Genomic DNA, 13,912 nt, shown 5'->3' on the forward strand with positions numbered 1-13,912 from the left:
GCGAACGTTGTGTGGCAGCCGAAGCTCTCGTTGCGGATCCGTAGGCCTCGTGGGGCGTGCGAGCGCGGCGAAGCGTGGGAGTGCTTTGCGAGTATCCGCGCGTCCCACACAGGTTCGGTACGCCTCACATAGGTGGTGCCTATGTGAGGCGTACGAAAGCTCTGTGGCAGCAGCAGTCCCACGTAGGGCGTGCGGGCGGTGGGGATGTGGGAAAGGGCTGCGAGTTAGGGGCGGGCGGCGAGGACGGCGTCGTAGAGTTCGCGGCGGGAGACGTTGTTGGCGGTGGCGATGTGGGCGCAGGCGTCCTTGAGGCGCAGGCCCTGTGCCGTCAGGGCTTCGACCTCGGCGACCAGGTCGGCGGGGTCGGTGGCCTTCGGCTGGGCGCCCTCCAGGACGACGGTGATCTCGCCGCGGGCGCTGTCCACGGCCCATTCCGCGAGTTCGGCCAGCGTGCCGCGGACGACCTGTTCGTAGGTCTTGGTGAGTTCGCGGCAGACGGCGGCGCGGCGGTCGGGGCCGAGCACCTCGACGGCGTCGGCGAGGCACTCGGCCAATCGGTGCGGTGCCTCGAAGAAGACGCAGGCCCTCGGCTCCGCGCGCAAGGTGCGCAGCCATTCCTTGCGCTGCCCCGACTTTCGCGGCGGGAAGCCGTCGAAACAGAACCGCTCCACCGGCAGCGCCGAGAGGGCGAGCGCGGTGGTGACGGCCGACGGACCCGGCAGGCAGGTGACCGGAAGATCCCGTTCCACGCAGGCCGCGACCATCCGATAGCCGGGGTCGCTCACCGAGGGCATGCCCGCGTCGGTGACGAGCAGGACGGTGCGCCCCGCCTCGATCTCGCTCAACAGCGCCGGGATTCGTGCGGTCTCGACGTGGTCGTAGAAGCTCACCACCCGCCCGGTGATCTCGACCCCGAGCGCCTTGGCGAGTGCGCGGGTGCGTCGGGTGTCCTCGGCGGCGACCACATCGGCGGACCCGAGCGCGTCGCGCAGGCGCTGGGACGCGTCCCCGATATCGCCCATCGGCGTCGCCCCGAGCACCAACCGCCCGCCCACCGTCGCCTGCTCTCCCACCGCACTCCCGTCTCGGTCCACACCGGCATCCACCGGACACCAGCAGCCTAACGGGCACGGTCGGATGCGGGCCGCCGTCAGCCTGCGCGGGGGTCGAAGTTCCCATGGGCCCCCTGGGCCCGGCCGCACAGCGCTTCGATCGTGGAGCCCGCCGCCCGCTCACGCCCGGCCGCCACGGGAGCGGGTGCGCGATGTCGCCCGCCGTCGCTCGCCGCGGCGTTGGTGCCGGCCCGATTTCCCGGGTCTGCGATCCTCGTTCGAGTTCCGGCGCGAGAGGGTGATTCGGAACGGAGTCCGGATCACCCATGCCGGACGCGAGAGCGGGCATCACCCCTTCGCTCCGCTATGGGTTCGGGTTCAGAGGTCGCTTTTCGTTTTGGCGATGACGTCATCAGCGCGCGCTATTGCCGAATCGGCATCGATTTTCGCCTTGTCGGCGTCGATCATCAACTGATGGTGGGCCTTGCCGGCGCTCAGATCAGCCTGTTGACCGGCCACTGATTGATGGATGCTGTCCACGGCGTTCATCCCCGCGAGCTGGGTGGTCCATCGACTGAGTTGTTCAGGGGAGGCGTTTCGCACGTTGTCGATCATCTGCAAGGTGGAGTCGACCGAGCTCGCGGTCGGCTTTATATCCGCGGCTTCTGCGGCTTCTCGATATGTTGCGCGTGCGCTGTCCAGCCTGTTCTCAATGCTAGTCAGTTCCGGGTCGTCGGCGATCCTGTCTTTCGCGGCTTCCAGTGGATCGATGAAATCCACTTCTCCGTGGCCGAGATTGTCGACCCCCGGGGCTTGATCCCCAGAAGTCTGCTCGGTGCTGTTTCCTGCGATGAGGTCGATGGCTTCTTCGGCAAGCCATGAAAGAAGGCCCATTATGACACCCTTCCTGAATTGCGTTGGGCAGCGTCCCGCAAGAAACTTTGCAACCGGGGCTCCCACGTGCCGCCATAGGCGCCGTACATGCCCTTCCACAGTCGCGGGCCCAGCGATGCCCCAAAGTTCGGCGCGAGGTGAATTTCCCGTCGGTCGGTGGTCTTGATCTCGATCGCCACCGGACGAGATATCGAACGAGTCTGCTCGACGGTCCAAATGGTGCCGAAGGGGACAAAGGTGCTGTTCGGATTGGCGAGGAAAGCCTTTATTGTGTCGCGCTCCGTGGTCGTCGCATATTGATAAGCGAAGCGGGCGACGCTTCCGACGGTTTGGAATCGTCCGCTGTACTTCCATGTTTCCAGCATCGGAGCGAGCATCTCTTTACTGAACAGCTTGTCGGGAACTGTGCCCGGCGGCTGTTTGGAATCGGTGAAGAATGCGAGCCAATCCGGATACAGAAGCACGTAACCGTACGGTACCCGGTTCGACCATATCGGCTTGAATTGCTTGTAGAGATGCACCTGTGCGCAGTTCGCCTCGGTCTTCAGGATGGGTCGCGGAGGCTGCGCCGTGCCAAGTATGTAGTTGGCGAATTCTTGGACAAATGGCCTGGTCATTTTTTCTCCTACTGGTTGAACTGGCTCGTTTATCGCCAACGAGCTGTGTGCGGTGACCAAGCCTTGTAACTGTAGGGCGACCAGCGGTTCCGCTCGGGTATCTCAGGGTGAACGATAAGCGCCCTTGGTATAGAAGATTTCACACCTAGGTGTCATGAATTGATCAATTTTCGAACTGTCGCCGGAGAGGTCCTGCAGAGGGGGCCGCACACGGTGGGCCGGTAGTGGCATGCGGAGGAATGGTCGACCGCAGGTCGTCGCTGGCTCGGGATGGCTCAGGAACCGCTGATGGACCCGCAGGGGAGGGCCTTCGGCTCGGCTGCAGCGGTGGCGGACGGAGGTGTGATTCGGGCGGTGTCCGGGTCACCGATGCGGGACCTGGGGGCCCGCACCTAATACGATCGGGGCGTGACCCAGGTGACCTCCCGCGCGACCGTACCCGGGGCCGTGCCCACCTGGTCGAGCCCCGCGCCGCTTCGGCCGTCGCCCGATTTCGGGCCCGTCGACACCCTGCGCGGCTGGCTGGTCACCGCCTTTCTGACCGCGATCGCGGCGGTGACTCGGTTCACCATGCTGAACTATCCGACCGACGCGGGCACCCCCGTCTTCGACGAGAAGCACTACGCGCCGCAGGCGTGGCAGATGCTGACCGGTGGCGGCGTCGAGGACAACCCTGGCTACGGGTTGGTGGTGCATCCGCCGGTCGGCAAGCAGATGATCGCCATCGGCGAGTTCCTTTTCGGCTACAACGGCTGGGGCTGGCGGTTCACCGCCGCGCTCGCCGGAACCCTGCTCGTGCTGCTCGTCATCCGGATAACGCGCAGGCTCGCCCGGTCGACGCTGATCGGCGCCATCGCGGGCATCCTGATGATCGCCGACGGCCTGCTGTTCGTCTCCTCCCGCATCGGCATGCTCGACATCTTCATGGCGCTGTTCGTCACCGCGGCCTTCGGCTGCCTGGTGATGGACCGAGACGACGTGCGGGCCAGAATGGCGCGGGTCGACCTCGAAGGACGCATCGGCGCGACGCCGTGGGGTCCGCGACTGGGCGTGCGCTGGTGGCGTTTCGGCGCGGGCGTACTGCTCGGCCTCGCGTGCGGCACCAAGTGGTCCGGCATCTATTTCATCGCCGCGTTCGGCATCCTGAGCGTCTGCTTCGACGTGGCGGCGCGCCGCGCGTACGGGGTGCGCAAGCCCTGGCTGGGGACGGCGCTGCGCGACGTGGGCCCGGCGCTCTACGCGCTGGTGCTGATTCCGCTCGGCGTCTATCTGGCCACCTACTGGGCCTGGTTCGTGAGCGAGACCGGCGTGTACCGGTACGCGGTCGGCAATCAGGTCGGATCGGGCGGACCCTGGTCGTTCCTGCCCGACGCGTTGCGCTCGCTGTGGTTCTACAGCGGCGAATCCCTGCATTTCCACGAGGGATTGACGAATTCCGCGGGCAACCACCACCCGTGGGAGTCCAAGCCGTGGACGTGGCCGATGGGTCTGCGGCCGATGCTGTACTACTACGCCGACACCAACGTCACCGGCTGCGGCCAGGCGCAGTGCGTGAAGGCCGTGATGCTGATCGGCACGCCGGCGATCTGGTGGATCGCCCTTCCGGTGATCGGCTGGCTGCTGTGGCGAAGTGTGGTCCGGCGCGACTGGCGCTACGCCGCGGTGCTGACCGGCTACGGCGCGGCGCTGCTGCCCTGGTTCCTGACCCTGGACCGGCAGATGTACTACTTCTACGCGGTGCCGCTCGCGCCCTTCCTGATGATGGGCGTCGCGCTGGCACTCGGCGACGTGATGGGACCGGCACGCTCGTCGCCGCTACCGCGCAGCCCGCTTGGCACCTTCCTTCCCGAGGTGCCCAACGAGCGGCACAGTCTCGGCCTGCTCGCGGTCTGCCTGTATCTGGGTTTGGTGGTCGCGAACTTCATCTGGCTGTGGCCGATCCTGACCGCGCTGCCGATCAGCCCTGCCAGCTGGCACGACCATCTCTGGTTGCCCAGCTGGCGTTGATTCGCACCTCCGGTCCGGGGCGCACGGAGGACAGCGCCTATTTGGGCAACACCTCCGCCTTCGCTCCTGCCACGTGCGGGCACGAGGCAGCGTCTGTTTGGGCGTACCTCGGCCTTCGCTCCTGCCACGTGCGAGTACGAGGCAGCGTCTGTTCGGGCGTACCTCGGCCTTCGCTCCTGCCACGTGCGAGTACGAGGCAGCGTCTGTTCGGGCGTACCTCGGCCTTCGCTCCTGCCACGTGCGGGCACGAGGCGGCGTCTGTTCGGCCCACCTCGGCCTGCGGCGCGGCAGCGTCGATCAGTACTCCAGCGCGGATTTCACGTAGCGCAAGGCGGTTTCGTCGTCCAACCCCAACCGCCGAATGGCCGACACGTACGCGGTCGCGGCGCGTCCGGCCGCGTCGCGGGTCGGGTCGCCGGAGGACGCGATGAACGAACCCTGCCTGCCCCTGGTCTCCAGCACGCCGTCGGCCTCGAGCTCGCGGTAGGCGCGCGCGACGGTGTTGGGCGCCAGGTTCAGCTGGGCGGCCAACGCCCGCACGGTGGGAATCTTCGTGCCTGCGGTCAGCTCGCCGGAGCGCACCTGCGCGATGACCGCGAGCCGCAGCTGTTCGTACGGAGGGACGGGCGAATCGTGGCTGATCGTGACGGTGAACATCGGCGGCTCACACGTCGTCCCTGGCCAGCGGACAGGACAGACACCGTGGGCCGCCGCGCCCGGAACCCAGCTCCGAGCCGGGGATCGGCAGCACCTCGATGCCCGCGTCCAGCAGCCGGGCGTTGGTCATCTCGTTGCGCTCGTAGGCGATCACGACGCCGGGGGCGACGGCGAGGGTGTTGTTGCCGTCGTCCCACTGTTCGCGTTCGGCGGTGACGCCGTCGAGTCCGGTGTCGATCACCCGCAGCTTGCCGATGCCCATCGCCTCGGCCGCTGCGGGCAGGAACGGATCGGGTCCGCGCATCGTCACCCCGCCGCCGCCCTCGTGGCTCACGTAGTCGTCCTCGCGGTGAATCGTGAACGCGCGCAACTCGTCTCGGACGGCCGGGTACATCACCACGGCGTCGGTGTCGACCATGGTGCACACCGTGTCCAGGTGCATGGTCGCCCTGGTTTGTGCGATCGGGATGACCAGCACGGTGTGCGCGAGTCCGTCGTCGAACAGGCTGCGCGCCAACGCTTCCGCGCCGGCGGGCGTGGTCCGCTCGCCGACGCCGACGGCGACGACGCCCGGCCCGAGCAGCAGCACGTCGCCGCCTTCGATCGGCGCGGTGTGCGATTCGTAGGCCCGCCGCACCCCGAGGAAGCGCGGGTGGAAGGCGTAGATGAGATCGGTCAGCGAGGTCTCGCGGATCCGGGCGGGCAGGGCGAGCGAGGTGATCGCCACGCGCGGGCCGACCCAGAACGAGGAGTCCCTGGTGAACAACAGGTTGGGCAGCGGGTCGATGACGAAATCGTGCCCGTGGTGCATGCGCCGCACCAATGAGGCCGCGTCGGGGCCGAACGGCAGCTCGTCGAAGGTCATGCCCGCCATCAGGATTTCGGCGAGTTCCTCTGCGGGCACCCCGCGCAGGTAGGCGGCCAGCTCGTCGGCGAGCACGTGGCCGAGCCTGCGCGCGTCGACGGCGGCCGAGATGCCCTGGATTCGCGCCGCGCCACTGGCCGAGATCGTCTCGGCGAGCAGATCCGCGAGCAGCAGCACCTCGACGCCGCGGTCGCGTAACAGGTCGGCGAAGGTGTCGTGCTCCTGTTGCGCCCGCTCCACCCAGGGGATGCCGTCGAACAGCAGCTGGTCGTTGTTGCGCGGGGTGAGCCTGCGCAGTTCGGCGCCTGGCCGGTGTAGCAACACCGTCCGCAGGGCGCCCACCTCGGAAGTAACCCCGTAGCGCGGTTCGAAGGCGCGGTCGAGCCCGCCCCCGCGCCTGTCCTTTTCATCGTCGACGGGCACAGCGTCTGCTCCCATCCTCCGACCGTAGTTCGCGATCGGCGTAACAGGATGGAAATCGGCCTCCCAATGCCGCGGGGAGTCCGAATTCGTCCCCAGTACATCCTAACCTGAAGTATTGTTTAGGTGAATGGAGGAGCGTGATGTCGACAGCCGATTGGCGAGCAAAGGAACTGACCCCCGGGCAGCTGTCCGAGCGTAGCGGAGTGGCCGTGTCCGCGCTGCATTTCTACGAACGCGAAGGGCTCATCTCGAGCCGTCGTACCAGCGGGAATCAGCGCAGATACCATCGCGAGACGCTGCGCAGGGTCGCGTTCATCCGCATCTCGCAACGGGTCGGCATACCGCTCAGCGAGATCCGCGAGGCGCTGGACAAACTGCCCGAGAGCCGCACCCCGACCCGGCGCGACTGGGAGACCCTGTCCACCGCGTGGCGGGAGGATCTCGACGACCGCATCAGTCAGCTGATCCGCCTGCGCGACAACCTCACCGGCTGCATCGGCTGCGGCTGCCTCTCGCTCGGCAGCTGCAAACTCGTCAATGAACGCGACCGGCTCGGCGAGGAAGGCCCCGGCGCCAGGGTGCTCGACACGCACCTCAACTGCCCGACGAAGCCAGCAGCCTGTTGAACTGGGCGCTGGCCCGGCGGATCACGAACTCGTACGGGAACGCGAACTTGCGCGCCCACCAGTAGCCGAAGCGGATGTCGAACGAGCTGTAGATCAGGAACCGATCGCGTTCGACACCGCGAAGGATCGCAGCGGCCACCCGCTCGGGCGACACGGCGTGCTTGGTGAACGCCTTGGTCAGCCTGCGCACCCTTGGATCGTCCCTGTCCACCCCGACCAGCTCGACGGTGTGCACGAGCGGGGTGTTCACCGCGCCGGGCGCCACGAGGTGCACCGAGATGCCGTGCGGTTCCAGGTCGAAGCGCAGCACCTCGGAGACGCCGCGGATGCCGAACTTGCCCGCGCTGTAGGCGGCGTGCCATGGCAGCGCGAGCAGGCCCGCTGCCGAGGACACGTTCACCAGCGCGCCGCCGCGGCCCGCGCGCACCATGGCGGGCACGAAGCTCTCGATGACGTGGATCGGCCCCATCAGGTTGATGTCCACCATGCGCCGCCAGTGCCGGTGCTCGAGGTTCTCCACGGTGCCCCACGCGGAGGTGCCCGCCACGTTCATCACCACGTCCATGCTGCCGTGGTCGTCGTGCACGTCCGCGGCGAAGGCGGCGACGGCGTCGTAGTCGGTGATGTCGAACGGACGCGAGTCGAGCACGGTCCCGCCCGCGCGTCGAATCTCCTCGACCGTGGCGGTCAGTCCCTCGGCATCGATGTCGGTGAGCACCAGCTCGGCGCCCTGCTCGGCGGCCGCGATCGCGGTCGCCTTGCCGATGCCGCTCGCCGCGCCCGTCACCAAGACTTTCGCGCCGCGTACCGTCTTGCGGCGTCCTCGTCCCACTCTGCGCACTTCCGATCCCATCTCGCTAGCCCGACTCGGCCCATGCAGGCTACTGCGCCCGCCGCGACGACGCCGATTCCTGGGATGGGGTGTGTCACACTGCGGCGGACGCGAGCGGGGTCCATGATCGGAGTATGACCACTCTGGAAAGCAAGGCCAAAGAACTGCTCGCGCTGCACCGTCCGGGCGACCCGGTCGTCCTGCCTACCGTGTGGGACGCGTGGTCGGCGAATCTCGCTGTCGCCGCGGGCTTTTCGGCTCTCACGCTGGGTAGTCACCCGGTCGCCGACTCGGTGGGGCGCAGCGACAACGAGGGCATGACCTTCACCGAACTGCTCACCAGGGTCCGCCAGATCACGGGCGCGGTCGACGTTCCGATCTCGGTCGACATCGAGGCCGGATACGGCCTCGAGCCCGCCCAGCTGATCGAGGGACTGCTCGACGCGGGCGCGGTCGGCCTGAACATCGAGGACACCGTGCACAGCGAGAACGGACGCCTGCGCGGCGACCAGGAGCACGCCGACTTCGTGCACGGGCTGCGCGAATTCGCCGACGCCGCAGGGGTGCACGTCGTGGTCAACGCGCGCACCGATCTGTTCATCAAGCAGGTCGGCGACGAGTCCGATCGCATGGACCGCGCCATCGCCCGGCTGACGCTGGCCGCCGCCGCGGGCGCCGACGTGCTGTACCCGGTCGGCAGGCACTCCGACGCCGACATGCGTCGCCTGACCTCGGAACTGCCCCGGCCGGTCAACGCGATCGGCCTGCCGGACAAGTCGGATCGCGCGGAACTCGCCGCGCAGGGCGTCGCCAGGATCAGCTTCGGCCCCTACCTCCAGTTCGCGCTGGCGGCCGAGGCCAACCGGCTGCTCGAACGCTGGAAGTGATTCGGAAACCGTTGCGCGGCACGGCGATTCCTTTCCGAATTCCCGTGCCGCTCCGGTTTCGTCAGTCCTTCTTCTCCAGGTAGCGCGGGTACACCGGCTCCGGAGCGGGCAGCGCGACACCCGGGACCAGCGGGGTCGCGATGTCGGCGAAGGTGCGGCCCTGCTGGGCGAGCAGGTCGAGGATCTTGGCTGACGACCCCGGCAGCACCGGCTGCACCAGGATCGCGACGATGCGCACGACCTCGAGCGTCACGTACAGCACCGTCGCCATGCGGGCGAGGTCCTCCTCGGTGCCCGACTTGCGCAGCGCCCACGGCGCCTGGGCCGAGAAGTACTTGTTGGTCTCGCCGAGGGTCAGCCAGATCGCCTCGAGCGCGAGATGCATCTGCTGGGCGTCGAATTCGGCGCGGCAGCGCTCCAGCAGGCCATTCGCGCGGTCGAGCAGTTCGCGGTCCTCCGCGGTGAACTCGCCCGGCGTCGGCACGGCGGCGTCGCAGTTCTTGTTCACCATCGTCAGGCTGCGCTGCACCAGATTGCCGAACTCGTTGGCCAGGTCGCTGTTGATCCGGCTCACGATGGCCTCGTGGCTGTAGCTGCCGTCCTGACCGTAGGAGATCTCGCGCAGCAGGAAGAAGCGCACCGCGTCGACACCGTATTCGTCGACGAGCTCGAGCGGGTCGACGACGTTGCCGACCGACTTCGACATCTTCTCGCCCTTGTTGTACAGGAAGCCGTGCACGAACACGCGTTTCGGCAGCTCCACCCCGGCCGACATCAGGAACGCGGGCCAGTACACCGTGTGGAAGCGGGTGATGTCCTTGCCGATGATGTGCACGTCGGCGGGCCAGAACTTCTGGAAGGCAGCGGATTCGGTGTCGGGGAAGCCGACGCCGGTGATGTAGTTGGTGAGCGCGTCCACCCAGACGTACATCACGTGGTCGGGGTGGTCGGGCACCGGCACGCCCCAGTCGAACGTGGTGCGCGAGATGGACAGGTCCTTCAGGCCCGCCTTCACGTAGCTGACGATCTCGTTGCGACGCGTTGCGGGCGCGATGAATTCGGGGTGCTCCTCGTAGAGCGCGAGCAGCCGGTCCTGGTACTTCGACAGCCGGAAGAAGTAGTTGGACTCCTCGGTCCACTCCACCGGCGTCTTGGTCTCGGTGGAGACGCGGCTGCCGTCGTCGAGCAGCGTCGTCTCCTCCTCGGTGTAGAAGGCCTCGTCGCGCACCGAGTACCAGCCGGAGTAGTTGTCCAGGTAGATGTCGCCGTTGGCGAGCATCCGCTCCCAGATCGCGACGCTCGCTGCCTGGTGGTCGGCGTCGGTGGTGCGGATGAACCGGTCGTAGGAGACGTCGAGCGTCTTGTCCAGCTGCTCGAAGACGTCGGAGTTGCGCGCCGCGAGCTCTTCCACCGGAATGCCCTCGGCGGCCGCGGCCTGCTGCATCTTCTGGCCGTGCTCGTCGGTTCCGGTCATGAAGAACACGTCGTAGCCGTCGAGGCGCTTGAATCGGGCGATGGCGTCCGCCGAGATGTACTCGTAGGCATGCCCGATGTGCGGCGCACCGTTCGGGTAGGCGATGGCCGTTGTGATGTAGAAGGCGGGGCGTTCAGCTGCGCTCATGGTGTGTCTACTGTAATGCGCGTGCTTTCCGTCGCCCACGTGAATATCCCCGCAGGACCCGGCCGTCGCCCGGTGGCGACTCGGGGCGGAAGCGAATGCCGATGAACGGCAAGCGTCCCGCGCCCGATCTGCCCGAACCGCTCGCGCCGTTGGTGGACGCGCACACCCACCTCGACGCCTGCGGCGCCACCGACGCCGAGTCCACCGCCGCCATAGTGGATCGCGCCGAGTCGGTCGGCGTCGGCAAGGTCGTCACGGTCGCCGACGATCTCGCCGCCGCGCAGTGGGCGGTGCGGGCCGCGCACTGGGACGAGCGCGTGTACGCCGCGGTCGCGCTGCACCCCACCAGGGCCAACGCGCTGGACGACGCCGCGAAGGCCGAGTTGGAGCGGCTGGCGGTGGACCCGAGGGTGGTCGCCATCGGCGAGACGGGGCTGGACTACTACTGGCCTGGCAAGCTCGACGGTTGCGCCGACATCGAGACCCAGGTCGAGGGATTCCGCTGGCACATCGAGCTGGCCAAGCGGGTGCGCAAGCCGCTGATGATCCACAATCGCGAGGCCGATCACGATCTGCTGACCGTCCTGCTGGACGAGGGCGCGCCGTCGACGGTGATCTTCCACTGCTTCTCCTCGGACGCCAACATGGCGCTGTCCTGCGTCGCCGAGGGGTATGTGCTCAGTTTCTCTGGAACAGTGAGCTTCAAGAACGCCCACGAGCTGCGCGAGGCGGCCAAGGTGGTGCCGGACGAGCAGATCCTGGTCGAGACCGACGCGCCGTACCTGACGCCGCACCCGTTCCGCGGCGCGCCGAACGAGTCGTACTGCCTGCCCTACACGGTGCGCGCGCTCGCCGAACTGCGCGAGCAGGATCCGCGCGAACTGGCCGAGATCACCACCGCGAACGCCCGGCGCGTCTACGGAATCTGAAACGCCTGTGCGCGTACCCGCGTAAGGGGACTGGAAACCCGTTGTGTGGCCCAGGTCACTTTATGTCTCGAGGCTGTTATCTACCTGCGGCGTCGATATCTACCCGTGATCTGAGCTTCCCCAGCTCGCCGAGATGCGGTTGTCGGGGCAGGGTCGCTTCGTTATCGTACTGTGACCATGTCCCCACTCACGCGGATCAATCAGTCCCGATCGCCGCTGCTGTACGCGGCCGTCGCGGCACTGCTGCTGACGCTGATCGTCGGCGCCTCGCTGGCGATCGTGAACCGCAAGACGGTGACGGTCGTCGTGGACGGCGAGCGGTCCATCCTGAGCACCATGTCCCGCAACGTCGACGGCGTGCTGCGGGCCGCCGGGTTCGACCTGACCGATCGTGATCTGGTCCGCCCCGGCCGCGGCTCCGCCGTGACCGACGGCGCGACGATCGTGCTGAACCGCGCGCGCCAAGTCGCGCTGACCGTCGACGGCAAGGCCGAGACGGTGTGGACCACCGGCATCACCGCGGGCGAGGCGCTCGCCCAGCTCAATCTGCCCTCCGACACCTACGTCTGGCCCGCCCGCGACGAGCGGCTTCCGCTGGACGGCGCGGCGCTGCGGGTCGTCAGCCCGCGCTCGGTGTCGCTGCTCGACGGCATCGGCAACCCGGTCGACGTGCGGCTCGCCGCGCCGACCGTCGGCGAATTCCTGGCCGTCGCGGGCATTCCGCTGATCGAGCAGGACACCGTCGAGCCGGCGCCGAACACTCCGCTGACCGACGGTCTGCGAATCGTGGTGACCCGCAAGCGCATCGAGCACCACACCGAGACGCTGCCGCTCGATCCGCCGGAGAACGTCATCGAAGACCCGACCATGAACATGAGCCGCACCGTCGTGGAGAACCCGGGCGTGCCTGGCGTGCACGACGTCACCATCGCGGTGACCAGGGTCAACGGCGAGGAAGTCGAGCGCAAGCCGGTCGAGTCGGTGGTCTCGGTGCCCGCCCAGCCCAAGACGGTGCGCAAGGGGACCAAGCCGGGGACCGAGGTGCCGCCGGTGCGCGACGGCCAGATCTGGGACGCGCTCGCGCGCTGCGAATCCAACGGCAACTGGGCCATCAACACCGGTAACGGCTACTACGGCGGCATCCAGTTCGACCAGAGCACCTGGGAGCGGCAGGGTGGCCTGCGTTACGCGCCGCGCGCCGACCTGGCCACCCGCGAGGAGCAGATCGCCATCGCCGAGGTGACAAGGGCTCGGCAGGGCTGGGGCGCCTGGCCCGCGTGCACCGGCAGGCTCGGGCTCAGCTGACCGCGGTGCCAGCGCTGACCCGCTGAGCGGGCCTTCGCACGCCTTGCGCACGCTTCGCAGAGGTTGCGGGCGGTGTGAAGCGTGTGGCAGGTCTGCGTAGTGCTCCCGGGTGGGTCCGGGGGGCGCGGCGGGTTGGTAGGTTCTTCGGGTGTCCGATGCCGAAGTTTCCGCTAGGGGGAGTGCTGCGCTGCTGGGGCCCGCGGAGGTGCGGGTTCTCGCCGAGCGGTTCGGGGTGCGGCCGACCAAGCAGCTCGGGCAGAACTTCGTCCACGACGCGAACACCGTGCGGCGGATCGTCGCGGCGGCGCGGGTCGGTCGCGCCGACACCGTGCTCGAGGTGGGGCCGGGTCTCGGCTCGCTGACGCTCGCGCTGCTGGACGTGGTGGACTCGGTGATCGCGGTCGAGATCGATCCGGTGCTCGCCGAACACCTTCCGGTGACGGTCGCCGACCGGGCGCCGGATCTGGCCGACCGGTTGCGCGTGGTGCGTGCCGACGCGCTGCGGGTCGCCGCCGCCGATCTGCCCGCCGCACCGACCGCGTTGGTCGCCAACCTCCCGTACAACGTCGCGGTGCCGGTGCTGCTCCACCTGCTCGCCGAATTACCCAGCATCACAACCTCTTTGGTGATGGTGCAGGCCGAGGTCGCCGACCGTCTCGCCGCCGAACCCGGCAGCCGCGTCTACGGCGTGCCGAGCGTGAAGGCCGGATTCTTCGGCAAGGTGAGCCGCGCGGGCGCGGTCGGCACCCAGGTGTTCTGGCCGGTGCCGCGCGTGGAATCGGGCCTGGTGCGCGTGCAGCGCTACGCCGAGCCCCCGTGGTCGATGGACGACGAACACCGCCGCCGCGTGTTCGAGGTGGTCGACGCAGCGTTCGCGCAGCGCCGAAAGACATTGCGCGCCGCGCTGTCCGGTTGGGCCGGATCGCCCGCCGAGGCCGAACGCCGACTGGTCGCCGCGGGCATCGATCCGACGGCGCGGGGGGAGACCCTGGACACCGCGGCTTTCGTCCGGCTCGCCGCCCAGCGGTCGTAGCCCCGCGTCAGTAGTCCACAACGGTGGGGTCGCGTCGCGGCAGGGGCTGAAGCGAGTTCGAATAGCTCGGTTTCGACCAAGCTCGGTCATAGCCTCGACCCGCTTGAGTGGGTCGGCAAGCCATTGGCCGCAGCGGGCCACCCGCCGAGCCCGCCTGCCGACTG

At 68.1% G+C, this 13,912-nt stretch carries 13 protein-coding genes; 6 read left to right on the top strand and 7 right to left on the bottom strand.

Annotated elements, in window-relative coordinates; all coding sequences use genetic code 11:
• Positions 1-224 precede the first annotated feature (224 nt).
• From rsmI to NAM01S_RS13145, 3 genes are all read right to left on the bottom strand, one after another.
• Positions 225-1,055 (bottom strand): 16S rRNA (cytidine(1402)-2'-O)-methyltransferase, encoded by an 831-nt coding sequence (rsmI, locus tag NAM01S_RS13135; RefSeq protein WP_372511630.1) that lies wholly within the window; start codon positions 1,053-1,055, stop codon positions 225-227.
• A gap of 375 nt (positions 1,056-1,430) precedes the next feature.
• Complete coding sequence (locus NAM01S_RS13140; RefSeq protein ID WP_067784401.1) at positions 1,431-1,946, bottom strand: hypothetical protein; 516 nt, start codon at positions 1,944-1,946, stop codon at positions 1,431-1,433.
• The gene (locus NAM01S_RS13145) at positions 1,946-2,563 is read right to left on the bottom strand and encodes a hypothetical protein (protein ID WP_067784405.1); all 618 of its coding nucleotides are present in this window, start codon (positions 2,561-2,563) and stop codon (positions 1,946-1,948) included. Before NAM01S_RS13145 ends, NAM01S_RS13140 begins: the two co-directional genes overlap by 1 nt.
• Before the next feature lie 408 nt (positions 2,564-2,971).
• On the opposite strand from NAM01S_RS13145, the gene NAM01S_RS13150 reads away from it, so the two are divergent.
• Complete coding sequence (locus tag NAM01S_RS13150; RefSeq protein ID WP_067784407.1) at positions 2,972-4,570, top strand: dolichyl-phosphate-mannose--protein mannosyltransferase; 1,599 nt, start codon at positions 2,972-2,974, stop codon at positions 4,568-4,570.
• Positions 4,571-4,867: 297 nt separating this feature from the next.
• Here NAM01S_RS13150 and NAM01S_RS13155 read toward each other — a convergent pair whose 3' ends face one another.
• Positions 4,868-5,227, bottom strand: coding sequence for a GntR family transcriptional regulator (locus NAM01S_RS13155; RefSeq protein WP_067784410.1), 360 nt, complete (start codon positions 5,225-5,227; stop codon positions 4,868-4,870).
• A gap of 7 nt (positions 5,228-5,234) precedes the next feature.
• The gene (arcA, locus tag NAM01S_RS13160; RefSeq protein ID WP_245910072.1) at positions 5,235-6,530 is read right to left on the bottom strand and encodes an arginine deiminase; all 1,296 of its coding nucleotides are present in this window, start codon (positions 6,528-6,530) and stop codon (positions 5,235-5,237) included.
• Between the two features lie 125 nt (positions 6,531-6,655).
• Here arcA and soxR point away from each other — a divergent pair, with 125 nt between their 5' ends.
• Positions 6,656-7,141 carry a redox-sensitive transcriptional activator SoxR gene (soxR, locus tag NAM01S_RS13165; protein ID WP_067784413.1) on the top strand — a complete coding sequence of 162 codons (486 nt, stop codon included), beginning with the start codon at positions 6,656-6,658 and terminating at the stop codon, positions 7,139-7,141.
• Here soxR and NAM01S_RS13170 read toward each other — a convergent pair.
• Positions 7,110-7,994 (bottom strand): SDR family oxidoreductase, encoded by an 885-nt coding sequence (locus NAM01S_RS13170; protein WP_067784416.1) that lies wholly within the window; start codon positions 7,992-7,994, stop codon positions 7,110-7,112. The two genes, soxR and NAM01S_RS13170, sit on opposite strands and share 32 nt — an antisense overlap.
• A 113-nt stretch (positions 7,995-8,107) precedes the next feature.
• On the opposite strand from NAM01S_RS13170, the gene NAM01S_RS13175 reads away from it, so the two are divergent.
• Complete coding sequence (locus NAM01S_RS13175; RefSeq protein ID WP_067784419.1) at positions 8,108-8,860, top strand: isocitrate lyase/PEP mutase family protein; 753 nt, start codon at positions 8,108-8,110, stop codon at positions 8,858-8,860.
• A 61-nt stretch (positions 8,861-8,921) separates the two neighbouring features.
• On the opposite strand, the gene metG is transcribed toward NAM01S_RS13175, so the two are convergent.
• The gene (gene metG, locus NAM01S_RS13180) at positions 8,922-10,520 is read right to left on the bottom strand and encodes a methionine--tRNA ligase (protein WP_255284308.1); all 1,599 of its coding nucleotides are present in this window, start codon (positions 10,518-10,520) and stop codon (positions 8,922-8,924) included.
• 62 nt (positions 10,521-10,582) lie between these two features.
• Here metG and NAM01S_RS13185 point away from each other — a divergent pair, with 62 nt between their 5' ends.
• The 3 genes from NAM01S_RS13185 (at position 10,583) to rsmA (ending at position 13,748) form a co-directional block, all read left to right on the top strand.
• Entirely contained in the window at positions 10,583-11,410 is an 828-nt protein-coding gene (locus NAM01S_RS13185) for a TatD family hydrolase (RefSeq protein ID WP_067784815.1), read from the top strand.
• Between the two features lie 177 nt (positions 11,411-11,587).
• Positions 11,588-12,715, top strand: coding sequence for a resuscitation-promoting factor (locus tag NAM01S_RS13190; RefSeq protein WP_067784425.1), 1,128 nt, complete (start codon positions 11,588-11,590; stop codon positions 12,713-12,715).
• A gap of 148 nt (positions 12,716-12,863) precedes the next feature.
• Positions 12,864-13,748, top strand: a complete 885-nt coding sequence (gene rsmA / locus NAM01S_RS13195) for a 16S rRNA (adenine(1518)-N(6)/adenine(1519)-N(6))-dimethyltransferase RsmA (RefSeq protein ID WP_067784428.1) — start codon at positions 12,864-12,866, stop codon at positions 13,746-13,748.
• Positions 13,749-13,912 lie beyond the last annotated feature (164 nt).

Source organism: Nocardia amikacinitolerans NBRC 108937, assembly GCF_001612615.1.
Lineage (GTDB): Bacteria > Actinomycetota > Actinomycetes > Mycobacteriales > Mycobacteriaceae > Nocardia > Nocardia amikacinitolerans.